The following is a 23975-nucleotide window of genomic DNA, read 5'->3' as shown; positions in this document are numbered from 1 at the left end:
CATGCTAAAAGTCGACAATCTGCAAGCCTACTATGGCAAAAGCCACGTCTTGCATGGGGCCAGCTTTGAAGTTCACCCAGGTGAGATCGTGGCTTTGTTAGGGCGAAACGGTTCCGGTCGTTCCACCACCGCAAAATCCATCATGGGCATGGTTGAGTGTCAGGGCTCAATCGAATGGAAGGGCCAGCCCATTCAGGGTTTGAAACCTTTCGAAGTCGCCCACAAGGGCATCGGCTACGTCCCAGAGAACCGAGACATCTTCCCAAGTCTGACGGTGCATCAAAACCTGTTGCTCGGCCAAAAAGGGCGCAATACGCGCGCGCGATGGAGTTTCGAGGACATGTATCAGATGTTTCCTCGTCTGAAGGAGCGTGAGCACACCGAAGCTGGCGTGCTGTCTGGTGGCGAACAACAGATGCTCACACTGTGCAGAACGCTCATGGGAGATCCTGACCTGATCATCATCGATGAGCCCACAGAGGGGCTTGCCCCCAAGATCGTGGAACTTGTGGGCGAGTATCTGAAAAAGCTCAAGGATCGCGGCATTTCGGTGCTGCTCATTGAACAAAAGCTCACCATCGCGATGGCAATATCCAATCGTGTACTCATCATGGGACACGGGAGTATCGTGTTCACCGGCACACCCGAATCACTGAGACAGGATGCGGCTGTTCGCAAGGAGTGGCTCGAAGTTTGACCCTCTTTGCGCTCATGAACATTCTTTGAGCGCCTCAACAAACCCGCGCTGAGTTCAAGAAAGCGGTGTTTGGTGCTGCATCAGCAAGGGGGCTTGGCAGTGGTGTGCAAGGGCCCAGGCCTTGCCTGAGGCTCAAGCTCCAACGCGCACAAGGATCCGAGATCCGTTTGGAACTTTCAATGTATTCAGGAAAAACTCTTTGGGTGAAACTGTTCGCCGACGGCGTGGCCGAGCTCTGCTTTGAACGCGCTGACAGCCCTATCAACAAGTTCGATGCATTGACGATGACCGAGTTGCGCGAAGCGCTTCAGGTGATTGCCTCGGAACCGCGCGTTCTCGGTTTGCTTGCGACAAGTGCCAAGGACGTGTTCGTGGTGGGTGCAGACATCACCGAGTTTGTTGCGATGTTTGATCAGCCCGTGGCCGAACTCGCTTCAGGCGTTCGCCGCTCCAGCGAGGTTTTCGTCACGCTGGAAGATCTGCAAATTCCAACCGTTGCAGCCATCAACGGCTACGCCCTCGGTGGAGGGTTCGAATTTGCCCTGGCCTGCTGCATCCGTGTCATGTCGGACGTCGCGCATGTCGGCCTGCCAGAAGTCAGCCTGGGTGTCATCCCAGGTTTTGGTGGCACGGTACGCATGTGCCGCACGGCAGGAATCGCCAGAGCCATCGATTGGGTGACGAGTGGCAAGCCTGCTGATGCGCAAGCGGCGCTCGCTGCGCGTGCGGTCGACTCCGTGGTCGCAGCGCCTCGGCTGCGGGAACACGCGCTGGAACAATTGCGCTTGTGCATGGGAGGCCGGATCGACTGGCGATCATTGCGAGAGGGAAAACTCGGGCCTGTCAAAGCGCATTTGGCGGAGCGCGCCGCCGTGTTTGCGGAGTCACGCAGCAGGATATTGCCTCACTGCCCGCCCCATCAACCAGCGGCCGCCATCGCCCTGGATGCGATGGAACAGGGCGCTGCGCTCGAGCGTGGTGCCGCTTTGGACATCGAGTCCATGGCATTCGCACAGGTTGCCAAAACCCAGGCTGCTGCCGCGTTGGTACAGAAGTTTCTCAACGGGCAGCAAGTGAAACGGTTGGCGAACCGCGCTGCGAAAGGGGGCACGGAAGTGGCCTCTGTCGGCATCCTTGGCGATCGTGATTTCGATAACTGGCTGGCGGTCATGGTGGCTCAGGCCGGTCTCTGTGTTCAGGTTCCAACAGCTTCCATTGCCCTGATCGATGACTTGATTGACGGCGTGTCACATGCCGGTGCCGATCAGCGGCAGACCCTTCGTGACCGCATCCAGGCGCCGGTATCCGCAGCCGGACAGTGGACGCTTGACACGGTCATAGCACCCACTGAGCTCCAACTTGAACCGGCGAGCTCCTGGCAGGTCTCCGCCAAGACGGTGCCGACTCCGAGAACAGTGCTCATCGCGGGTTGCTCTGGTGACCTGCGGCTGAAAGCGTGCGCGGCCAACTTGCACGAACCCGGCGCCCTCGCCGGGCTGCATTTCCCGCAACCAGTTGAAGACACGCAAATTGTCGAAGTCGTGCGTGGCGTGCAAACGAGCGACGCAGCTGTAGCTGCGGCAACGGGGTTCGCGCTGCGCTTGGGCAAGACCCCCATCGTTGTTCAGGACCACCAGGGCTATGTCGTGAACCGCATGCGTGCTGCCTATGTGCGCGCGGCGTTGTGCGTCATGGAACAAGGAGTGCTCCCTGCGCGAGTCGATCGAATCCTGGCAGATTTTGGTTGGCGTTTTGGACCCGTCCGGCTTATGGACATCATGGGCATGGACCAGGTGAACAAGCAAGCCTGCGCGCTTTCAGAGTCTCTTGTGCAGGAAGGCACGCAGAACCTGTCAGACGATGAGGTCGTTGAACGCGTCATGCTCGCATTCCTGGTGGAAGCGGTACGTTTGCTGGAAGAGGCGGTGGTTTCCACGGCGGCTGAAGTCGACATCGCCGCGCTACAAGGTGTGGGCTGCCCCGCATGGATCGGCGGCCCTTTGACATATGCCGACTGGCTCGGGCTTGCGGCCGTTGTCAAAAAATGCGACGCCCTGAAAGAGCACCACCCGGCCTGCGCGCCCACTGCGCGGATGCGCGCGATGGAAGTTGCTGGTGATCGTTTTTATCCAGCAATGGCAACTTCGCCTTAACCGGATCGAATCGGCCCGCATACAGCCTGCAGTGCCTCGCACACAGAAAATCCAGACAGACCCGAGAGCCACGCTGGCCACCGAGGCGTCGGCCGCGCACACTCGAGCGGGATTTGCTGTTTGAACTCGGCGCTGTAGCGCCGACGGGACTTGTTTTTGGCTCCGTTCATGGTGTCCACCTATTTCGTTTGGTGGACACCATGGTTTTGTCGCTTGTGTCGCCCTGTCCTCAAGCGTTTGGAGACCGCGTGCTTACTGTGCTTTCGTGGCCTGACCTCGGCATATTTCGGTGGGTCAATACACAACCACTACCGCCGTGAGGACTGCCGCCAATTGCTCTCGTGGGGCGAGGCAGGAACACAGAGAACGTCAAGAAAAAATCAAACCGCCGTTCACATCCATAACGGCGCCGTTCATATAGTTCGATGCCGACGAACACAAGAACGCGATGGGCCATGCCACCTCATCTGCCATCCCCATGCGTCCCATCGGCACCCTCGAAGTATCAAACGGCTTCCCGGCCAACATCTCTGTCGCAATGCTCCCTGGTGCAATGCCATTGACGTTCACACCGTTGGGGGCCGCCCGCTGCGCAAACCATCGAACGAGCGCATGCACCGCTCCTTTTGACGCCGCATAGTGTGGGCCAGCCTGCATACCGCCCATTCGACCCGCTACTGAGCCCACGAAAACAATCTTTCCGCTGCGACGCTCGCACATGGCTGGAAAAAACACACGCGCCAAATTGATCGAGCCTCGCACATTCACAGCCATGACGCGGTCAAATGAGGCATCCCATTGCTCATCCATCCAGTCATCGAAAGGCAGGATGCCAGCGGAAAGCACCAAGCCGTCGGTATTGGGGAAATCCCTGAAAAGCTGCTCCACTGCACGTCGGTCTGTGACATCGCAGACCGCCGATCGGGCATTGGGACCCAATTCCGCCAGCAACACATCACTTACTGGCGCCTGGTCGCACAGAACGACTGAAGCGCCCTGCTCCAACAATGCACGCGCCGTTGCCAGACCAATGCCACCAAGTGCCCCGGTTACCAACACCGACTGCCCGTCAAGCCTAAACAAATTGCTCATCAAATCAACCTTTATCAAAGATCAAATAATTTTCGATATAGCAGCCCCAGAAGATCATCTCAAATGATGATTTAAACTCAATACAGCCGCAGCATATCCACCGGAATCATCAGCTATCGCATGAGGATCAATTATTTTCGAACAAAAAGACCTTGCTCCACAAGTTTCATATAGGTCGATATATAAGATTGATCAACACCTTTTTTCGCGGCACCAGGATTGGATCTCCACAACATGGTGAGATAGGTTCTAACTCCCATCAACATATATGCAACTGCAGTCAGCTCATCCTCATCGAAACCATTTAATTCACCATTTCTGCGCTGCTTGTCAAGTGCCTTGACATATCTCACCGCAAAATTCTGAATATGCTGCCTGAATGCAGCTGGCGCATATACTTCCGCTTCATTCAAAATTCTCAGGAATCCTGAGTTTTTCTGGAAAAACTCAAAATACGTGACAATTCGAGCACGCTCACGGTCCACGCCCGTCAAATTTTGATCCAGCCGTCCTGCAATATATTCCAACAACTGGCCACCAATGGAAGGCAGAAGTTGGTCAAACAAATCTTGCCTGGTCTCGAAGTAGTTGTAAAAGGTTCCATTTGCAACACCTGCCTGATCCGTGATTTTTGTAATCGATGCCTCTTCGTATCCGTATTTCCCAACGACCACAGCTGCCGCAGCGAACAACGCCTTTCGTGTCTCCAAGGCCTTCACCTCTCGGCGGCCGCGCTTTTTGGCCTGCGGCTTGCCATCGAAAGCTGGCATGACGACATCACTCGGCTTCACACTTTGAACTGATGGACGCGTAACGGGCATAACCGGATCTTTCATAAAATGCTGAACATTCTGGGAGAGAATTTTAAAGGACAATCTCCAACCTAGATGTCACAAGCATTTTGGCGCCCACACAGCGGACCCTCTAAATGCCAGCCGTCCCTTGAAAAAAACTGCAGCATTGCCCACGTCACCCGCCCAATCGGCGGCCAAAGGCACCGGCGAGCGATCAATTCCTGGCATCCCAGAAGTCATAGACAAGGACTGAAGTGCAAAGACAGACATGACTTCATCCATGATTGACTGCCCTGCGCTTCAGTCATTGAAGCATCAACACGATCACAATCCAGCATCATCCAGTTGGCACAAACTCCACCGGGAGAGAGGCCTCTCCAAGCTGTCATTCTCAACAGGTCGACGCCCACAGCGAAACGTCATGGACATTTGATGTGGCGGAGTCAAGCACCAAGTGCAACACCGATTTATTGAATTGAGGAGTTGGGTTCATTGAGCTTGTCCAACATGGCCTGGTAGACGGCAATGGGCGGATAGAACCCATGGGTGCGCATTCCACTGATGGCGGACAGTGATTCCATTCCCATCGCGGACAGCGTTCCATGCGATGGCGGACACGTTGCGCGGGTGTCCTGAGTGACGCTACAAATCGTAGCCGAAGTGTCCGCCATCAGCGTGGAACGGCGGTCGGCGCGGCCGGCTCAAGCGGTCTTGGCGAGCTTTCTCATCGACTCGCCCTTGAGGGCTATCTTGTGCGAGCCGTGCACGATGCGGTCCAGGATGGCGTCGGCCAGCGTAGGCTCGTCCAGCCAGGCGTGCCAGGCCGTCACCGGCAACTGGCTGGTGATGAGCGTCGAGCGCGTGCCCACCCGGTCGTCCAGCAACTCCAGCAAATCGTTTCGCTCGTGCGCGGCAATTGGGGCAATGCCAAAGTCGTCCAGGATGAGAAGGTCCAGCCGGGCCAGTTGCGCCAACCGCTTGCCAAAGCTGCCGTCGCCATGAGCCACATGCAGCTCTTCAAGCAGGCGAGGCGCACGGGCGTAAAGCACCGAGAAACCCAGTCGTGCCGCCTGCTGCCCCAGCGCACACGCCAGCCACGTCTTGCCGCAACCGGTGGCACCGGTGAGCAGCACGTTGTGACCATGGCGCAGCCAGTCCCCGCCGGCCAAGCTGGCGATGACTTCGCGGCTCAGGCCCCGACTGCCCCGCCAGTCGATGTCCTCTAGGCACGCGCTGGAGACCTTCAGGCGGGCGGCTTTCAACAAGCGCTCCAGGCGCTTGCTGTCGCGCCAGTCCACCTCACGCTGCACCAACAGGGCCAGGCGCTGTTCAAAGGGCAGCTCGCTGGCGGCGATGTGGGTGGCGGCATCGTTCAGGGCGGCCACCATGCCGTCCAATCGCAGGGCGCGCAGTTGGTTCAAGGTGTGTTCGTTGAGCATGGTTGTTCTTTCTCTGTTTCGCTTCAGTGTTTGGTCTTCTCAGTGGTAGTCAGTGGTAATAGCCCGGCCCGCGCACGTTCTCGTGCAGCGGCAGGCTGGCCTGCGTGGAAATGGAGGCCTCCAGCGGGCGCTGGTCCAAGCCACAACTCAGGATGGAGGCGATGCTCTTGTAGGACGGTGAGCGAATCGACTGGGCTCGCGCGCAGGCCGCCTCCAGCCGGTCGGCTCCGTACTGACGCCCCAGGCGCATGAGGCCCAGACAGGAGCGGTAGCCCTGCTCAGGGTGGGCGCGGTGCTCCATCTGCCAGCGCACCACAGCCGCGGTAGCAGCACCCACCCGTTCGCCCCAGGCGATGAGCTTGGCCGGCGTCCACTGCAGGTGTGCCCGGTGCGAAGCCGGCATGTGCTCAGGCGTGGTGGTGTGCGCACCTTTGCGCCCATTGAGCGCGTGGGCGGCCACCCGCTTGTTGCCGTGCAGGACTTCGACGGCGGTGGCCGTGATGCGCAGCTCCACCGTCTGGCCCACCAGGGCGTGGGGCACCGAGTAGTAGTGGCCATCGAGCTCGACGTGGTAATCGATGTTGACGCGGGCGGGTTTGAACCGGGCGATGGCCATGCGCGTGGCCGGCAGCGGGCGCAGGACCGGACGGTCGAGTTCGGCAAAGGCGCTGGCGCGGTTGCCGGGCAGCTTCTTGAACGCGCGCTGGTTCAAGTCCACCAGCAAGGTGGCAATCGCCCGGTTCAGGGCGGCCAGGCTGAAGAAGGTCTGGTGACGCAGCCGGGCCAGAATCCAGCGCTCGACCACCTGCACGGCGACCTCCACCTTGGGTTTGTCGCGCGGTTTGGCCGGGCGTGCGGGCATCACGGCCAGGCTGTAGTGCGCTGAGAGTTCTTCGAGCAGGCGGTGCGCGGTGGGCTCGTAACGGTCGGGGCGGGTCATGAGGGCGCGCGGCTGGTCGGGCACCAGCAGGCGGGGCACGCCGCCGATGAACTCCAGTGTGGCGATGATGCTGGTCACCCAGTCGGTGGCTTTCTGGCTGGCGGTGGCGCAGGCATAGGTGTAGTTCGATGCCCCGAGCACCGCCACGAAGACCTGGGCCTGCGTTATCTCGCCGGTGCTGGCGTCCACGATGGGCACCGTCTGGCCGGCGTAGTCCACAAAGAGTTTGTCGCCGGCCTCGTGGGTCTGGCGCATCGAACGCTTCAAACGCCGGGCCCAGGCTTGGTACTTCTCGCAGAAGGCGCTGTACTTGTAGGCTTGGCCTGCATGTTGCTGCTGGTACTCCTCCCACAGCAATTGCAGAGTGACGCCGGGGCGGCGCAGTTCGCGGTGGATGTGGGCGCAGTCGGGCTCCAGGTGGCGGGATGCGCGGGGCACTGGCGGTTTGTAGAGCCGGGACTGCAGCTCTTCATCGCTCAAGGTCTGGGCCAGTGCCCAGTCCACGCCAGCCACGCGTGCGTAGCTGGCGATTTCGCTGACAGTGGATTTGGAGATGCCGAGGGCGGCGCCGATTTGGCGGGTGCTCAATGTCCCGCCGTGCAGCAGTTGCAGTGTGTGTCGTATCTTGCTCATGGTGACCCTGGGTGTGGGCATCGCTGTTTCCGGTCAAAAAACCGGGCAGCGTATGCCGCGTTCGGGTCACTCAGAACACTCCGCAGCTGTCCGCCATCAGTTTGGAATGCTGTCCGCCTTCAGCGTGGAACGGTGTCCGCCATCACGCTGGAACACTGTCCGCCATCAGCATGGAATCGTGTCCGCCATCGCGTGGAATACGCACATGGACGGCACGGGGGCGGTTGTTGAGCAGGTCGGCAATCGCATCGAGCTGCTCCTGGCTGTGGACCGACAGGTTCGTTCCCTTGGGCAGGAACTGGCGGATCAGGCCGTTGGTGTTCTCGCAGGAACCGCGCTGCCAAGGGCTGTGCGGGTCACAGAAGTACACCATCACGCCGGTGTTAGCCGTCAGCTCGGCGTGGCGTGCCATCTCCTTGCCCTGGTCGTAGGTCAGCGTCTTGCGTATGGGTTCGGCGATGCTGCGCAGCTTGGCCGTGAAGCCCTCCAGGGCAGAGGCTGCCGTCGCATCGGCCAGCTTGATCAACATAACCAGCCGCGAGCTACGTTCGAGCAGCACGCCCACTGCCGAGCGGTTGCCCGCACCCTTGATGAGATCGCCCTCCCAGTGACCGGGGAACGCTCGGTCGCTGGCCTCAGGTGGGCGCACATGGATGCTCAGCAGATCGGGCATCTGGCCCCTGCGATCCTCGCCCCGGCTGCGCGGCATGCGCTTGGCCTTGGCGCGGCGCAGACAGGCGATCAGGTCTTTGCGCAACTCGCCCTTGGGCATGGCGTAGATGCAGGTGTAGATGCTCTCGTGGGAGACGGTGCGCTGGGGTTCATCGGGCCACATGCGCTTGAGTGTGCCCGCGATCTGCGAGGGCGACCAAGCCTGGGCCAGGAAGTGCTGGACCACGCCAAAGAGCACGGTATCGGTGGCCAGCTTGGAGCGCTTGCGGCATTTGAATCGTTGGCGCCGCGCTCTGAGACCGGCAGCGCGGGCATCGTATTGACCAGGCGTGTCGGCCATCGCGGTGGTCCGATCTGGCCACGCCGCAAAGCGCGCCAGTTCGCGGGTGATAGTCGACGGCGAGCGGTGCAGCGTGCGGGCCATGTGCCGCGCCGAGCAGTTGCTCGCCTTCATCATCATGATCGCTGCACGTTCTTCAGCGCTGAGTTGTTCGTAGTGCTTTCCCATCGCGGTACCTTACCGGTTTGGTGTTGCACTTGATTATTGATTCCGCCTGTACAAAATCGGATCGAACCATCGTTCGCTCATGAAATCTCGTGGCGAGCACAGCCTTCACTTTCCGGTCTCAGCAAAAAGATCAACCAGTTCCTTTCGAAGCGCAAACTTCTGCAGTTTTCCTGTCGAGGTTTGCGGCATCTGAGTAAATTGAACAATTTTTTTCGGCACTTCGTAAGGAGCAAGCTGTGCCTTGCAGTAGGTAATAAGTGCTTTCTCATCAAACTCGGCATCAGGCGCCGCAACGACCGCAGCCACCACCGCCTCCCCCCAATATGGGTGCGGCACACCCAGAACGGCCGCAGCAGACACATCAGCATGCGCAAGAAGGCAACTCTCAACTTTGACAGATGAGACGTTCTCCCCGCCCGACTTGATCATGTCCTTCTTCCTGTCGACAAACACCAAAAGACCATCCTCGTCAAACAGCCCCAAGTCTCCGGAGTGAAACCATCCGCCAGCGAATGCCCTCTGAGTGGCTTCAGGATCCTTCAAATAACCTTCCAGGATCATGGGACCACGATAGACGATCTCACCCACTTCGCCGTCTGGAACGATGCAAAGATCGTCGTCCATGATCGCGACCTCTGTCAAAGGCGTTGACCGCCCCCAATATTGCCCGGACTTTGTCAGTTGGAACTCTGGTGTGAAAACGACCGTTGGTGGATATGCTTCAGTCTGACCGCTGGTCAGGGCGAACCGAACGCCCAAGCGGTCTATCGCATGTCGCAGCGTGCTTTGATCCATAGGGGTCATGGCGTAGAGGCAGAACTCCAGGCTCGATGTATCTGCCTTCTCCAGGTTCGTCTCCGTTAAGAGCCGGCGATACATGGCAGGCAGCGCAAATATCCAGGTGATGCGCTCTCGCTCAATGGACTCAAGCAGCGCTTGGGGCTGGAAACCATCCATGATCACAACCGTCCCACCGTGCAGGAGTGTCCCGCTGCTGATGGAAAGTTGACCGCAATGGAACAGGGGCAACATGGCTGTGGCGACCGTGTTGTCATGAACTTCGCCGGCGAATGCATTGTTCACAGCACCCGTCACCACATTGGTGTGGGACAGCATGGCACCTTTAGGGGCCGACGTCGTGCCGCTGGTGTACATCACCATGGCGATGTCCCTATCGCCCACGGGAAGCTCAGGATCGCGCGCCTCCATTCCGATGGCCAAATCCTCCAGAGAGGTCAGCTCAGTGCCCGCGCGACGCTCCAACACATGCACACTTCGGATGCTCGGTACTTGCCGAGCGACTTCGGCGAGTCTTCCGGCACGGTCCTCATCCACAAAAAGCGCTTCAACCTCTGCATGGTTCAGTATGTAGACGAGGTCTTTGTCGGGCTGGTCAGGGTTGGCGGGGCACATGACCGAACCGGCCTTACCGCAAGCAAAGTACAGCACCATGAACTCGATCGAGTTGCGAGCCAGCACGGCAACCCGCGCACCTCGCCCAAGGCCTCTGCTCAGCAGCCCCTGTGCCAGCTTGTTCGCGGCATCGTTCAGTGCCCCATAGGTCAACCTGCGCTCGCCCATGATCAGCGCCGTTTTGTGTCTGTGGCGCCGCGCCCCCCGCCTGGCAATGTCACCCAAGTTGACATGCCGCCCCACAGCCATGTCGTTAGAACCGCTCATTGTTTGCTCCAACTTTTTTGGACAAGCATCAACCGATCTGTCAATTTCAGTCACCTTCTCTGGAGAACACGGGCGCCCTTTTCTCGATAAAAGCGCTCACGCATTCGCGATGGTCAGGGGAGTGAAAGCACTCTTTTTCAAGCGCCAGTGAGTAGTCGAAAGCCAGATTGGCCGTATCGCGCAGTATCTTGTTGAGCGGCAACTTGGTTGCACGAATGGCGAGCTGCGGGCCATCCGCCAGGCGCTTTGCCATTTTGTAAGCGGTCTCCAGCAGCTCATCGGGGGCCACCACCTGATTGACCAGCCCGATTCTCTCGGCCTCGCGAGCAGGGATCTTGTCACCCGTCATGAGGTATTGCTTGGCTCTTGCCATGCCACACAACCAGGGCCAGATCACGGCCCCTCCGTCTCCTGCGCCAATGCCCGCCAACACATGCGTATCGGCAATGATCGCCGTTTCCGATGCATAAATGACATCACTCAACAGAGCGAGTGTTGCACCGAGACCAGTCGCAGCACCGTTGACAGCAGCAACAATGGGCTGAGGAACGTCCAGCATATCGAACACGATGCTTCGAGCTTCGACAAACAGCGTATCCAGTGCGTTTGGCGTCATGTTCTTGAACCAATCGATGTCGCCACCGGCGCTGAAGGTCCGCCCCTCTCCCGTGAGCAACACTGCACGAACGCTTTTATCGGATGCGATGTCTCTCCACAGCCAAGACAGTTCTGTGTGCACTTCGGCATTGATGGCATTCAATTTTTCAGGGCGGTTGAACGCCACCGTGAGAACGCCATCTTCTTGCTTGAACGCCAACAGCTTGTACTTCGATTTCCACATAGTCAACACTCCATGTTCATTGTTCTGCAGGTCAAATCAGGATGCGAGAAAGCCACCGTCTGCATTGATAGCAGCCCCATGCATAAACGATGCAGCATCGGAGGCAAGCCACAGCACGACGGCCGCAATCTCTTCCGGTGTGCCCAGCCGGCGCACAGCGGTGCGGCTCAGCTTGTCTCTCAAGATGTGGTCCGGAATCCCTGCCAGGTCACCAACCACCATTGGGGTCTCCACAAATCCAGGGCAGATGGCATTGATGCGAATACCTCTGCCTCCATACTCCATGGCTGCACTGCGTGTCAGCCCCACCACCCCATGCTTGGCCGCCGAGTACGCACTCCCACCTGGCGTTCCTCGCAAACCCATGACAGACGATGTGTTGACGATCACGCCACTGCCTTGCTTCTCAAACACCTTGAGCTGAGCCTGCATGCAGTTGAAAACACCGGTCAGGTTCACATCGAGAACACGGCGCCATTCACTCAACGGGTACTTGCCAACCACTCCTGACGCGCCGGTAATACCGGCGTTGTTGAATCCGATGTCCAGGCGGCCATAAAGCTCAAGCGCTTTTGCAACCGCGTGGGAGCAATCGGCTTCGTTGCGGACGTCGACATGCATGTAGTCAGCCTCACCACCAATAGAGCGCACCTCCTCAGTCGTCCGCGTGCCGGCCGAATCATCAAGATCGACCAACAGCAGCCGGACACCTTCGCGTGCCCACGCCAGAGCGGCAGCCCGTCCGATACCAGAACCGCCCCCCGTCACCAACGCAACACGCTTGCCGCCAGCTTGAAGTTGAGTGCCTGCGTTCATCATGCGTTCTCCGAAAAGAGTTGACGGCCAATCAGCATGCGACGGATCTCGGAGGTTCCTGCGCCGATCTCGAAGATCTTCGCGTCACGCCAGTAACGCCCCGCCGGACACTCGTTCATGTAACCCGTACCACCCAGAATCTGAATGGTTTCTCCAGCCATCCACGTCGCCTTTTCTGCCGCGTACAAGATCGTGGCGGCACAGTCCTTCCTGGCAGCGTGTCCATCGATATGCTTCGCATCCAGCGCACGTGCAACCCCGTACAGATAAGCGCGCGAGGTCATCAGCGCTGTGTACATGTCAGCCAGCTTGCCCTGGATCAGCTGGAACTGGCCGATGGGTTGTCCAAACTGGGCACGGTCATGGGTATAGGGCACAGCCAGATCCATGCATGCCGCCATGATTCCAACTGGCCCTGCAGCCATCACAGCCCGCTCGTAGTCCAAGCCCGACATGAGAACCTTCACCCCACCGCCAACCTGACCGAGCACATTCTCCGCAGGGATGAAGCAGTTCTCAAAAATCAGTTCACAGGTGTTCGAACCACGCATACCCAACTTGTCCAGCTTCTGGGATGTGCTGAACCCCTTGAACTCGCGCTCCACAATAAATGCGGTGATCCCTTTCGAACCTGCGCTGGGATCGGTCTTGGCGTAAACGACCAAGGTATCTGCATCGGGACCGTTGGTGATCCACATCTTTGTCCCATTGAGCACAAAACCGTCACCCGAGGGTGCTGCTCGCAGCTTCATGGAAACGACATCTGAGCCCGCCCCACTCTCCGACATTGCCAAAGCGCCTACATGCGTACCCGACACCAAGCCAGGCAGGTATTTTTGCTTCTGCGCCACCGACCCATTGCGAGCAATCTGGTTCACGCACAAGTTGGAGTGCGCACCGTAGGACATACCGACCGCAGCCGATACACGGGATATCTCCTCCATCGCCACGATGTGCGCCAGATAGCCCAAACCCGATCCGCCGTCCGCCTCGGCCACGGTGATCCCCAGCAGACCCATGTCCCCGAACTTGCGCCACATGTCCTTCGGAAAGTCATTGGCAGACTCGATAGCACTTGCTCTAGGAGCAAGCTCGGACTGCACAAAACTCCTGACAGAGTCACGCAGCATGCGGATGGACTCATCCAAACCAAAATCAATTGGCGACAGATCTAACATTTCTATCCTTGGGTGTTTTTCCAATGAAGGTCACTGGTTCGAAAATTTCGGCGGGCGCTTAGCGAGAAAGGCACGCACACCTTCAATGAAGTCGGCCGACTGGCTGATCTCTACGAAGGCCCGCGCCTCTTTCTGCATGTGGTCGGAAAGCTCCGACTCGCTCGCCGAACGCACCAGGCGCTTTGCAGACCGAAACGCCTCTTGAGGACCAGCCAGCAGGCGCTGGACCAACGCATCGCTGGCACTCTCAAATGCCTCACCCTCTGCAACGAAGTTGACCAGACCGAGCTCTCGCGCCCTCTCTGCATCAAAACCGTCGCTCAAGAGCAGCAACTCAAGCGCGCGGCGCTCCCCAAGCCCGCGAGTGAGGAAGTAAGACGTACCAGCATCGGGGGTTGCACCAATCTTTGCGTACGCCAAACTGAAGCGCGTTTCAGAATGCGCGATCACCAGGTCCGCCGCGAACATCAGGCCAAGCGAGCCGCCGGCAACGGCCCCATGCACAGCAGCCACCACAACGGCCGGCATCGAACGCAGCCCCTCAATGGCCCGCCCAATAGCGCTCAGCGTGTCCCCTATGCGCTGCTCAAGGCCCGGTTTTTCGACATCGAACCAAGACACGTTGCCGCCAACGCCAAAGCATTTCCCTGTGCTGCGCAACAAAACCACGCGAACGCCCTCGGCGCGTTCGACGGACTGCACGGCATCAGCCAGCTCAAGCGCAACCTCCGCATCGATCGCATTCACGCCACGCGGATCATCCAACTCGATCACGGCAAGGCCGTCAGGACGAAAAAATGTATTGATCATGATGCGTTGAATCTGTGCCATGTGCCGCGGCTAAGCGCAGCGCTCGAGAGAGCGGACTCCAATGGGAGAGCAATGAATCAATGCTAGCATTATATGAACAGTGAGTCAATTTTCATATAAATTCACCAACGGACGCATGTCGTATTCCCACAGAAGAACACCCGCCTGCGCCGAGCTCAAGCGCGAGGACATGCACCAAGGTCATCGCACTTCGCCGTCTGACGAGGCAGTCATCCGGGCAGGCAACTGACCCATACACAGCAACTCAACCTAGGGAACCAGCACCGCGCGGCCGAGCACGCGCCCCTCTTGCAAATCTGAGATCACCGCGCCCCCAGCACTCAAGGGATGAAACGTCACGTGAGGCTGGATGAGGCCGGACTCTGCAAGACAAATGACCTCCTGCAGCTCAGCCCTCGACCCCCAGTAAGGAAAGCTCAACGTCGCTCCCCATGGAACAGCAGACTTTGAAAAGGGAAGCACTCCTCCAGCAAGACCCAAAACCATCAAATGGCCATCAACGCCGGTAAGTGCCAAAGCGGTTTTCATCGACTCATGACTTCCAACACAGTCGAGCACGAGCCCGCACGAAGCCCCCTCAATCAGTTCCACCGATGCCATACCTCGACAGTTCAAAACCGTGTGAGCACCAGCCTTCAAAGCTAGATTCAGTTTTTCATCGTCCACATCCAGCGCAATGATCTTGCAGGCTGTGATCGCCTTCAGAATCTGGACGGCCATATGCCCCAAACCGCCTACACCGATGACCGCGACCGACACCCCAGGGCTCAGCACATGCCGAGCCCGTTTTATGGCGTGATAGGGCGTCAACGCAGCATCGGTCAAGGGCGCCGCCATGCTAGGCTTCAGATGCTTCAGCAGAACCAAATGCCGAGACGATGGAACAACCATGTACTCGGCCATGCCACCGTCCACCCCTGCGCCACCAAAGAGCGCGGGGCGATTTGGCAAGACGCTCGTGCAATAGTTTTCACACGAGCGTAGGCAAGCAGCGCATTGGCCGCACCCCCATTTGCCGTACACAGCCACGGCATCACCTTCCTTGAAATCGGTGACGCCAGCACCGAGCGCATCCACCCACCCTGCGTTCTCATGACCCAAGGTGAACATGGACGCACCACCTTCGCGCCCTGACTCCAGCAGATGCAAGTCCGAGTGACAGACACCAGCGCCTCCAATGCGAATGCGAACCTGCCCGGGACCTGGCTCAGGAACTGGTAGCTCCATAAAACGCGGAGGAGAACCTTTTCCCACAAAGCGCCAAGCTTTCATACGCCCTCTCGAAACACATCCCTATGCACCCAAAGGGTCTAGGTTTTGTCATATTAAAATGAATGATGATTCAATCTTACATGTTTTATTCGTTTTGAATGCATATTCCACCCTGAAAAACTCGCACGCCGTTGATCTGGCGTATAGATCGCCAAATTCGAAATGTGGGGCCGACCTGCGAGTTGGATGCAGAAGCAGGCGGAACGTAGCGCGATGCGCTCACCTGGAGCACCGTCACTTTGGCTAGAAGTGAAGCGTTAGTTCTGGCAGCAGACTGCCTACGGAATCACGAGCGAGAAGGCGGCCGAAGCCGTCGGCGTGTCGCTGCCAATTAGCTCACGCGGGTTCCGGCAACGTGGCGGCATGCCATTGTTCATGTCGACGATGCCACCGTGCATGCGCCGACAATGTACGAAACGGTTTGAGAATCAAACCGGTATCCGTCCACCGAAGTTGGTCAACTCCAGGAAGATGAAACTGGAGGTGACTCATGGACAGAAGAAGGACATTCAGCCGAGAGCCCAAGCTCGAGGCGGTCAAGTTTGTGGTCGAGCGTGGTGTTTCTGCGGCTCAGGCGGCAAGGGACCTGGACGTTCACGAGAACGTACTGCACAAGCAGACTGATAGATCGCTTTTGCTGCTCAGCACCTGCTTGACGCCGCAGACCGGAGCGCGACGACGAACGCCTCGACATCTTCAGGCGTGTTGTACACATAAGGCGCAACGCGCAAGAAACCCCGCCTTGGACTCACGAACACAGACAGCCGCTCCAACTCGGCGGCGAGATTAACGACATCAATCGCGCCGGTCTCGATGCTAAGGATGTGCGGGCTGCGGTGCGCCCGGTCGAATGTCTTATATGGTGTACCAGCGAGCGATGAAACCAACTGATCGTTCAGTGTCCACAGAAGGGCTTGTTTTTCTGCAGGCGCTTGATGCAGCGCCAGCCGCATGCCTTCGGCAGCAACCGCCATCAAGACTTCGTCGTCGCGCTCTCCCCGGTCAAACCGTACGGCCCCTTCGATATGTGAAAAATCGCCCATTGAACCGCCGCGGCGCAACGCTGGCGATTTGCGCGTTCCCATGTGCTGCTCAAGAGTGACCCCCTCATGGTGCCGGGGGTGTGCGTACAGAAACGCCAGGCCATATGGACCTAGGAGCCACTTGTAGGCCGGGAACATCATGAAGTCAACGTCAAGCTGCGGTGCATTCAGCTCAATCACGCCCACCGCCTGGGTGGCATCCACGATCAGCGCGATACCCCGGCTGCGGACCACGGGAGCAATGCGCTCAAGGTCCAGTGTGCAGCCGTCAGCCCAGTGCACGGGTGGCAGCACGGCAACATCGATCATGGGTCCGTTCTCGATTGCGGTGAGCACTGCGCTTGTCCAGTCCCCCGAGCGGGGGCGCGGAACGACACGCACCGCTGCCTGTGATGCCGCTGCGGTGTGGTTCCAGATCAGGGATGAGGAAGGATGGTCGTCCTCCAGCAACAGTATCTGTCTGCCTGCCCGCACCGGCACATTGGCCGCAGCTGTTGCCATGCCATAGCTGACGGAGTTGACCAGTGCGATGTGCGATTCGTTTGCCCCGATGGCTTCAGCGGCCAGCGCCCTCACCGCCTCGATCAGCGCTGCCTTGTGCTCGCGCCGGTGCCATGGCCGCGCCGATGCATCAAGAGCTACCTGTCCTGCACTCACGCCGGCAACGGGGCGGGGAGTTATGGACGCGGCGTCCAGATAGCAAACGCCAGGTTCGAAAGAAAAATGTGATCGCATCATGGGACAGTGATTCAAAAGTGGAGATTTCGGTTGATAAGGGTACGGTTGGCGCCTAGAGTGCAGGCCATGATGTTTCCTGGTCCACTTCGAGTGTTTCACGAGGTCGTGCGAGCCGGATCCGTGCGAGCGGCAAGCGATCTGCTCGGCGTTTCGGCATCATCTATCACGCGCCAGATACAGCAACTAGAGCACCAGATTGGTGCCACCTTGCTGGACCGGTCTTCGACCGGTGTGGCCCCCACCCATGCCGGCAAGCTGGTGGCCCAATTTGCGCAATCCGTCGTTCTCGAATACGACACCTTGCGCGCCGACGTGAACGAGCGCCGTGGCCTCAAGGGGCATATTCGCGTGGCTGCCGTCGAAAGCACCATGGGCAAGGTAATCGACGCCATTGCAGCGCTAAGAGAGAAATTCTTCGATGTCACTTTTTCGTTGTCGATGTTGCCGGCAGGACGGGTCTTCGAGGCGGTCAAGACCAGTGAGGTGGACGTCGGCGTCACGTTCTGCGCTGCGCCCGACCCTGACCTCACCGTGCTGGCCAGGTATGTGGAGCCCGTGGTCCTTGCGGTCAGCCCGAACCACGACTGGGCCTTCAAGGAAAGCGTTGCCCTGCATGAGCTCTCCCGTGTTGCCCTGGGTATTCCCGAAACGACTTTCGGCGTGCGCTCCATCCTTGACGAAGAAGCGCGCAAGTGCGGACTGAAACTCATGCCCAGCCTCGTGACCAACTCTTTTGATGCGCTACGGGCGTTCGCGCGTTCGGGGGCCGTCAGTGTCCTGCCTCGCATGAGCTTCGACAGCGAAAGACGGGCCAATATCCTGAAAACCGTCGTGATCGATTCGACAGCGTTGAATGAGACTACTGCGGATGTCATCACCTTGCGGGAGCGCCGCCCCAGCCGGCTGCTCAAACTGTTCTATTCCGAATTGGAACGGATGTTCTAGCCACATGTGTTGCAGTTTGTGCAACGCTGCGTTCGCAAGATAGGTCTGCGTTGCCACACGCATTTCTGCAGACTGTGCGACATGACAAAACGGGTTGGCATTATTGGATTTGGCGCGATTGGCCGCACGGTCACTCAAGCATGGTTGGACGCACCGGTTGCAGGGCACGAGATTGCAAGCCTGCTGGCCAGAAGTCATCAGGTAGATGAGGCTCGCGCCCTGCTGGGCGACGCCATTCGAATCACGGCAGACTTCGACGAGTTTCTGGCCAATGATCTCGATGTGGTGGTCGAGCTCGCGGGTCAGCCTGCCGTTCGGGACCTGGGCACCAAGGTCCTGCGGGCCGGCGTTGATCTGATGGTTTTGTCGGTGGGATCGCTGGCGAGCCAAGCTGTGTTCGACGAGTTGCTCGCTGCTGCGGCCGAGCGGAGCGTGCGCGTTCTCGTGCCCGTGGGCGCCATCGCAGGGCTGGACGGGTTGCTCGCGCTGCGGCGGGCAGGCCTTAGGCAAGTCGTCTATACCTCCGTCAAGCCACCGCAATCGTGGAAGGGAACGGCTGCCGAGCAGGCTCTTGATCTGGACAACATCAAAGCGCCGACCATCTTCTTCGAAGGATCGGCCCGGGAAGCCGCTTTGAAATACCCCAAGAACGCGAACCTGGCGGCCGCTGTTGCGCTCGCCGGTCTTGGCCTGGACCAGACCTCCGTGGTCCTGATAGCAGACCCCGGAACCAAAGAAAACATCGGGCGCATTGAGGCCGAGGGTGCGGGCTCCAGGTTGCAAGTAACCGTTGCGGGCCGCAGCGAGCCGTCCAACCCAAAAAGCTCGCAGATCACCGGAGTCAGCGTTCTTTCTGCTCTCGAGAACGATGCCCAATTGATTGCATTCGCCTAGGAAAACCTGGGCACGTCAACGCGGAAGTTCCGCATTTCACCACGGAGAAATCATGAACAAATGGATCTGCAAATCTGTGTTCGCGGCAGCCATCGTCGCGGCCAGCAGCACTGCGGCATGGGCCCAGGGCGCGGCGGCCCAATCGCCGACGCTCAATGCCGTCAAGGCCAGAGGCCACCTTGTGTGCGGTGTCATCGGGTCGTCCGCAGGCTTCTCTCTGCCTGACAACCAGGGGGTGATGCAAGGCATCGATGCCGATGCGTGCCGCGCCATCGCTGCCGCCGTGTTCGGCGACGCCTCCAAGGTTAAATTCGTGTCGCTCACCCCGCAACAGCGTCTGACCGCTCTCCAGAGCGGCGAGGCGGACGTCGTCTATGCCAACTTCACCTGGACCATGACGCGCGAAACGCGCTCAGGCGCGCAATTTGTAGGCGTTCACTACTACGATGGCGTTGGTTTCTTGGTCCCCACGGAACTCAAGGTTAAGTCCGCCAAAGAACTCAAGGGCGCGAGCGTGTGCGTACTGGCAGGCCCGGCAGAAGTGACCACGCAGGAGTACTTCTCCAAGCTGAAGATCAGCTACAAGCCCGTCACTTTTTCCGAAGGTGAGGAAATGCGCAAAGCCTTCCTGGCCAAGCGCTGCGACGCCTATGTCAGCGACCAGTCTCACCTGGCCAAGTTCCGCACCTCGCTGGGCGCGAACACCGAGAAATACATGATGCTGCCTGAAGTGATCAGCAACGAACCTCTGGGCGGCGCCGTTCGCAAGGGCGACGAGCGCTGGTTCGACATCGCACGCTACACGCACTATGCGATGGTGACGGCCGAGGCCATGGGCATCAATGCGGCGAACGTGAAGTCCTTCAACACGAACGACCCCGCCGTCAAGCGCCTGCTGGGCACCGAAGGCGAGCTCGGAGCCTCGATGGGGCTTGACAACAGCTGGGCCGTCAACGTCATCGCGGCGGTTGGTAACTATGGCGAGATGTGGACCCGCCACTTCGCCAGCAGCGGTGTGCCACGCGGCCAGAACCGACTGTGGAACGACGGCGGGCTGCAGTACGCGCCTCCTCTGCGCTGAAGAATGACAGGCGCTTCATCTCAAGCCGGAGGGCTGTCCGCCACCATGCGCCACGTCATGTGGCAGGCGGCAGCCTTTGCGCTGGCAGGCCTGTTGATCTTCCTGACGCTTCAGGCTACCAGCGCGAGCTTGAGCCAGAAGGGCGTAGCGACAGGTTTCGGGTTCCTCGAGCAGATTGCCCGCATACCCGTGACCAATGCCTCTATTCCCTTCGAAGACGGGGTGGACACCTATGCGCGCGCGCTCATGGTGGGTGCCGTCAACACCATCAAGATCGCCGCAGCGGGCATTGCCTTGGCCACCGTGATAGGCATCTTCGTCGGCGCCGGCGGCTTGTCCTCGAACCCCTTAGTCCGGTGGCTGTGTTCCGCATACGTCGATCTGATGCGCAATGTGCCCGTGCTGCTGCACATCACCATCTGGTACATGGTGTTCCTTTCGCTGCCCGGTCCCCGGGAGGCGATCAACATCGGCGACTGGCTGATGATCTCCAACCGCGGCATCTTCCTGCCGGGATGGCTGGTGGAAGACGGCAACTGGGTCTTCAAAATGCCCTCAGTCGAAGGCTTCAACATCGTCAGCGGCATCTCCATTTCGCCCGAGTATGGGGCCCTGGCCATCGGCATCGGGATGTACACGGCCGCCTTTGTGGCCGAAATCTTTCGCGGCTCGATCCAGGCGATCCCAAACGGCCAGTGGGAGGCCGGCCAGGCCATCGGCCTGCACCGCCGGAAAGTCTTCTGGAGAATCGTTTTTCCCCAGAGCACACGGGTCGCCATTCCACCCCTGACGAGCGAGTACCTCGGTGCCTTGAAAAATAGTTCACTGGCCGTCGCGATCGGGTACCAGGATCTGGTGGGTGTCGGCAACTCCGTGTTGTTCGAGACAGGCCAGGCCATCGAGGTCATCAGCCTGACCGTACTGTTTTACATCGTCATCAGCCTGATCGTCAGCCTGCTGATGGAGGTGGTCAATCGCAGGTTTGCTTTGAAGGAACGGTAGTGCTGTCATGAGTTCATCATCGTTTCATTTCGTGAGCCACACCGTCCGGGAAGCCCTTGCGCGCCCCGCCGAGAAATCAGGCTGGATACAGGGCCTGCGCACCGCGCTTTTCGGCACCGGGGTCAGCTCGGCCCTGACCGTGCTGATGGTTGGACTGGTCGTATGGTGGGGAAGCTATTTCTTCCAATGGGCCTTGTTGAAGGCGGTTTTTCTGGGCGGTGCCGACGCACTGACGCAGTGCCGCGCCGTCGAAGGCGACGGTGCGTGCTGGGCGGTCGTTTCCGAGAAATGGCGGCTGATCATCTTCGGCCTGTACCCCTACGACGAGCAATGGCGACCCGCCGTGGCGTCGGTGCTCACCGTCCTGCTGCTGGCGGTTTCGGCCGTGCCCCGCTTCCAGCGCCGCGCGCTTGTCGTGGCCTGGGTAGTGGTGGGATCCTTGATCGCAGCGCTGATGTGGGGCGGCGTCGCCGGCCTGTCGTCGGTGCCATCGGACAGTTGGGGGGGGCTGCCCGTCACCTTGTTCCTGTCGGCGTTCGGCCTTACCTGCGGCTTCCCGCTCGGGGTGCTGCTCGCACTGGCCCGCCGCTCGCAGTCATACCCCGCGGTCAAGGCGTGCGCCGTGGCCTACATCGAGTTGGTCCGGTCCATTCCGCTGGTCGTGGTGCTCTTCATGGCCAGCGTGATGTTCCCGCTGTTCCTGCCGCAAGACGTCACGGTGTCCAAGCTGCTGCGGGTGCAGGTGGCCATCGCGCTGTTCGCCGCGGCCTATCTTGCGGAAGTCATACGCGGAGGCTTGCAAGCGATCCCCAAGGGGCAGGAAGAAGCCGCTGACGCCTTGGGCATGCGCTACTGGAAGAAGATGATTCTGATCGTCCTTCCGCAAGCTCTGCGCATCTCCATTCCCGGCATCGTGAACACCTTCATCGGTTTCTTCAAGGCCACGTCGATCGTGGTGGTGGTCGGCATCTTCGATCTGATGACCGCCGCCAAGCGGTCGGTGGCCGACCCACTGTGGCAGGGCTTCGGTCTGGAGCTCTACCTGTTCGTGGGTGCGATCTATTTTGTGTTTTGCTTCTCGATGTCTCGCTACAGCCGCTGGCTGGAGGCCAGGCTGAAGAAAGGACGTTGAGATGAGTACGGTTGAAAACAATGTTGCGGCGCCCGCTTTGCTCGAAGTGACGGGCCTGCAGAAATGGTATGGGCAGTTCCACGTGCTGCGGGGCATCGACCTGACAGTAAGACAGGGGGAGCGGATCGTGATTTGCGGCCCCTCGGGGTCGGGCAAGTCCTCGCTGATCCGCTGCGTCAACCAGCTCGAGGATTTTCAGCAAGGCGACATCCGCTTTGAAGGGAAGCCGCTGGGCAAGTCCGAGCGCCAGAAGGCAATGGCCCGCCAGAGCATCGGCATGGTGTTCCAGAGCTTCAACCTCTTTCCTCACCTCACGGTGCTGGAGAACTGCACCATCGGCCCCATCCAGTCCAAGGGAGAAGCCACGGCCACGGCGCAAGCCCGGGCCATGCAACTCCTGGAGCGGGTGCACATCGGTGACCAGGCGCAGAAGTACCCCAGCCAGCTTTCCGGTGGGCAGCAGCAGCGGGTGGCGATCGCGCGAGCGTTGTGCATGCAGCCGGCGCTGATGCTCTTTGACGAGCCTACCTCGGCACTGGACCCGGAGATGGTCAAGGAAGTCCTGGACACAATGGTGTCACTAGCCAACGATGGCATGACCATGATTTGCGTTACCCACGAGATGGGCTTTGCTCGCGAAGTAGCCGACCGCGTGATCTTCATGGACCAAGGCCAGATCCTAGAGATGGGCACGGCGGAACAGATGTTCCAGTCTCCGCAGCATGACCGCCTGAAGTCGTTCCTGGGCAAGCTGATCGTCTGATCATGGTTGCGTACACACCCGAGGACTCCCATCCAAGGGCACTCACGACGGTGCCTGGCTCAGGCTCCGCCCATCCTCAAAGGCTCATCGTTCTGGGAACCGGCGGAACGATCGCCGGCAGTGGACTTGATCCGCATGCCGATTCGCAGTACGTTACAGGAGTCCTCGGGGTCGAGGACTTGGTCAGTTCGCTGCCTATTCCCGCTGGTTATCACCTTGAGACTGAGCAAGTCGCGCAGCTCGATAGCAAGGACATGGACCATGAGACCTGGTATGTCCTAGCTTGGCGCTGTGTTCACTGGCTGCGCCAAGATGACGTCGCCGGCGTGGTCATTACCCACGGGACAGACACCATTGAGGAAACTGCGTTCTTCCTTCAATGTGTTCTGCCAACGGAAAAACCCGTCGTCTTGACATGTGCCATGCGCCCTGCCTCGGCCTTTGCGCCTGACGGCCCAAAGAACCTGGCTGACGCTCTGATCGTCGCAAGCTCGGACAATATGAGTGGAGTGAGCGTGGTAACTGACGGCAGGATCCATGACCCGCGCTTCATACAGAAAGTGCACTCGCATCGCCTGGACGCCTTCGACTCCGGCGACGCTGGCCCCTGCGGCTACGTGGTGAATGGACGAATAAGGCATGCAAAGATCTGGCCTGGCTACATCACAGCTGGAAGTTTCCATATTGGGACACTTGGCAAACCACACGAATGGCCGATCGTTGTAATTGTGGCGAGCCATGCGGGCGTATGCGCCACCGTCCTGGAAGCACTGCTGAACGCAAGTGAAGCGTAAGCGTCGCCTCAACACCCTCTTGACGAGGAGGACGAGG

General features: G+C 59.3%; 20 protein-coding genes and 3 pseudogenes. 11 read left to right on the top strand and 12 right to left on the bottom strand.

The annotated features are described in order from the left end of the window. Position 1: 1 nt before the first annotated feature. A complete protein-coding gene (locus tag K5880_RS02515) occupies positions 2-697 on the top strand; it encodes an ABC transporter ATP-binding protein (RefSeq protein WP_297648293.1) in 696 nt (231 codons plus the stop codon). Positions 698-900: 203 nt separating this feature from the next. Beyond that, the gene (locus tag K5880_RS02510; RefSeq protein ID WP_297648291.1) at positions 901-2850 is read left to right on the top strand and encodes an enoyl-CoA hydratase-related protein; all 1950 of its coding nucleotides are present in this window, start codon (positions 901-903) and stop codon (positions 2848-2850) included. Between the two features lie 369 nt (positions 2851-3219). Here K5880_RS02510 and K5880_RS02505 read toward each other — a convergent pair whose 3' ends face one another. From K5880_RS02505 to K5880_RS02455, 11 genes and pseudogenes are all read right to left on the bottom strand, one after another. Continuing rightward, the gene (locus K5880_RS02505; protein ID WP_297648289.1) at positions 3220-3942 is read right to left on the bottom strand and encodes an SDR family oxidoreductase; all 723 of its coding nucleotides are present in this window, start codon (positions 3940-3942) and stop codon (positions 3220-3222) included. A gap of 131 nt (positions 3943-4073) precedes the next feature. Further along, on the bottom strand, positions 4074-4778 hold the full coding sequence (locus K5880_RS02500; RefSeq protein ID WP_297648287.1) for a TetR/AcrR family transcriptional regulator: 705 nt from the start codon (positions 4776-4778) through the stop codon (positions 4074-4076). A 659-nt stretch (positions 4779-5437) separates the two neighbouring features. Next, positions 5438-6175 carry an IS21-like element helper ATPase IstB gene (istB, locus tag K5880_RS02495; RefSeq protein ID WP_297648286.1) on the bottom strand — a complete coding sequence of 246 codons (738 nt, stop codon included), beginning with the start codon at positions 6173-6175 and terminating at the stop codon, positions 5438-5440. 49 nt (positions 6176-6224) lie between these two features. Beyond that, positions 6225-7769: an IS21 family transposase gene (istA, locus tag K5880_RS02490; protein ID WP_297648284.1), complete on the bottom strand. Its 1545-nt coding sequence runs from the start codon at positions 7767-7769 to the stop codon at positions 6225-6227. Positions 7770-7962: 193 nt separating this feature from the next. Then, positions 7963-8928: pseudogene (locus K5880_RS02485) on the bottom strand (IS30 family transposase); the annotation flags it as partial. 105 nt (positions 8929-9033) lie between these two features. Next, complete coding sequence (locus tag K5880_RS02480; RefSeq protein ID WP_297648281.1) at positions 9034-10608, bottom strand: AMP-binding protein; 1575 nt, start codon at positions 10606-10608, stop codon at positions 9034-9036. 46 nt (positions 10609-10654) lie between these two features. Further along, positions 10655-11449 (bottom strand): enoyl-CoA hydratase-related protein, encoded by a 795-nt coding sequence (locus K5880_RS02475; protein WP_297648279.1) that lies wholly within the window; start codon positions 11447-11449, stop codon positions 10655-10657. Between the two features lie 36 nt (positions 11450-11485). Beyond that, positions 11486-12268, bottom strand: coding sequence for an SDR family NAD(P)-dependent oxidoreductase (locus K5880_RS02470; protein ID WP_297648276.1), 783 nt, complete (start codon positions 12266-12268; stop codon positions 11486-11488). Further along, positions 12265-13443: an isovaleryl-CoA dehydrogenase gene (locus K5880_RS02465; protein WP_297648273.1), complete on the bottom strand. Its 1179-nt coding sequence runs from the start codon at positions 13441-13443 to the stop codon at positions 12265-12267. Before K5880_RS02465 ends, K5880_RS02470 begins: the two co-directional genes overlap by 4 nt. Positions 13444-13473: 30 nt before the next feature. Then, on the bottom strand, positions 13474-14274 hold the full coding sequence (locus K5880_RS02460; protein ID WP_297648270.1) for an enoyl-CoA hydratase-related protein: 801 nt from the start codon (positions 14272-14274) through the stop codon (positions 13474-13476). Positions 14275-14523: 249 nt separating this feature from the next. Then, positions 14524-15501, bottom strand: coding sequence for an NAD(P)-dependent alcohol dehydrogenase (locus tag K5880_RS02455; RefSeq protein WP_297648499.1), 978 nt, complete (start codon positions 15499-15501; stop codon positions 14524-14526). Positions 15502-15732: 231 nt separating this feature from the next. Here K5880_RS02455 and K5880_RS02450 point away from each other — a divergent pair. After that, positions 15733-15927 (top strand): annotated as a pseudogene (locus tag K5880_RS02450) (IS30 family transposase); the annotation flags it as partial. 109 nt (positions 15928-16036) lie between these two features. Beyond that, positions 16037-16162 (top strand): annotated as a pseudogene (locus K5880_RS02445) (transposase); the annotation flags it as partial. 25 nt (positions 16163-16187) lie between these two features. On the opposite strand, the gene K5880_RS02440 reads toward K5880_RS02445, so the two are convergent. Continuing rightward, positions 16188-17327, bottom strand: coding sequence for an aminotransferase class V-fold PLP-dependent enzyme (locus K5880_RS02440; RefSeq protein WP_297648268.1), 1140 nt, complete (start codon positions 17325-17327; stop codon positions 16188-16190). 90 nt (positions 17328-17417) lie between these two features. Here K5880_RS02440 and K5880_RS02435 point away from each other — a divergent pair, with 90 nt between their 5' ends. From K5880_RS02435 to K5880_RS02405, 7 genes are all read left to right on the top strand, one after another. Further along, on the top strand, positions 17418-18272 hold the full coding sequence (locus K5880_RS02435; RefSeq protein WP_297648265.1) for a LysR family transcriptional regulator: 855 nt from the start codon (positions 17418-17420) through the stop codon (positions 18270-18272). Positions 18273-18353: 81 nt separating this feature from the next. Next, positions 18354-19166, top strand: coding sequence for an aspartate dehydrogenase (locus tag K5880_RS02430; protein ID WP_297648262.1), 813 nt, complete (start codon positions 18354-18356; stop codon positions 19164-19166). A gap of 52 nt (positions 19167-19218) precedes the next feature. Next, positions 19219-20247, top strand: a complete 1029-nt coding sequence (locus tag K5880_RS02425) for an amino acid ABC transporter substrate-binding protein (RefSeq protein WP_297648259.1) — start codon at positions 19219-19221, stop codon at positions 20245-20247. 45 nt (positions 20248-20292) lie between these two features. After that, entirely contained in the window at positions 20293-21249 is a 957-nt protein-coding gene (locus K5880_RS02420; protein WP_297648256.1) for an ABC transporter permease subunit, read from the top strand. Between the two features lie 7 nt (positions 21250-21256). Next, positions 21257-22381 (top strand): amino acid ABC transporter permease, encoded by a 1125-nt coding sequence (locus K5880_RS02415; protein ID WP_297648253.1) that lies wholly within the window; start codon positions 21257-21259, stop codon positions 22379-22381. 1 nt (position 22382) lies between these two features. Continuing rightward, entirely contained in the window at positions 22383-23144 is a 762-nt protein-coding gene (locus tag K5880_RS02410; RefSeq protein WP_297648250.1) for an amino acid ABC transporter ATP-binding protein, read from the top strand. 2 nt (positions 23145-23146) lie between these two features. Beyond that, entirely contained in the window at positions 23147-23938 is a 792-nt protein-coding gene (locus K5880_RS02405; RefSeq protein ID WP_297648247.1) for an asparaginase, read from the top strand. Positions 23939-23975: the final 37 nt, after the last annotated feature.

Source organism: Hydrogenophaga sp. (assembly GCF_025699295.1).
In the GTDB taxonomy this organism is placed as follows: Bacteria; Pseudomonadota; Gammaproteobacteria; order Burkholderiales; family Burkholderiaceae_C; genus Hydrogenophaga.
The sequence above is the reverse complement of the archived record's forward strand: the minus strand, read 5'-3'. Positions and strand labels throughout refer to the sequence as shown.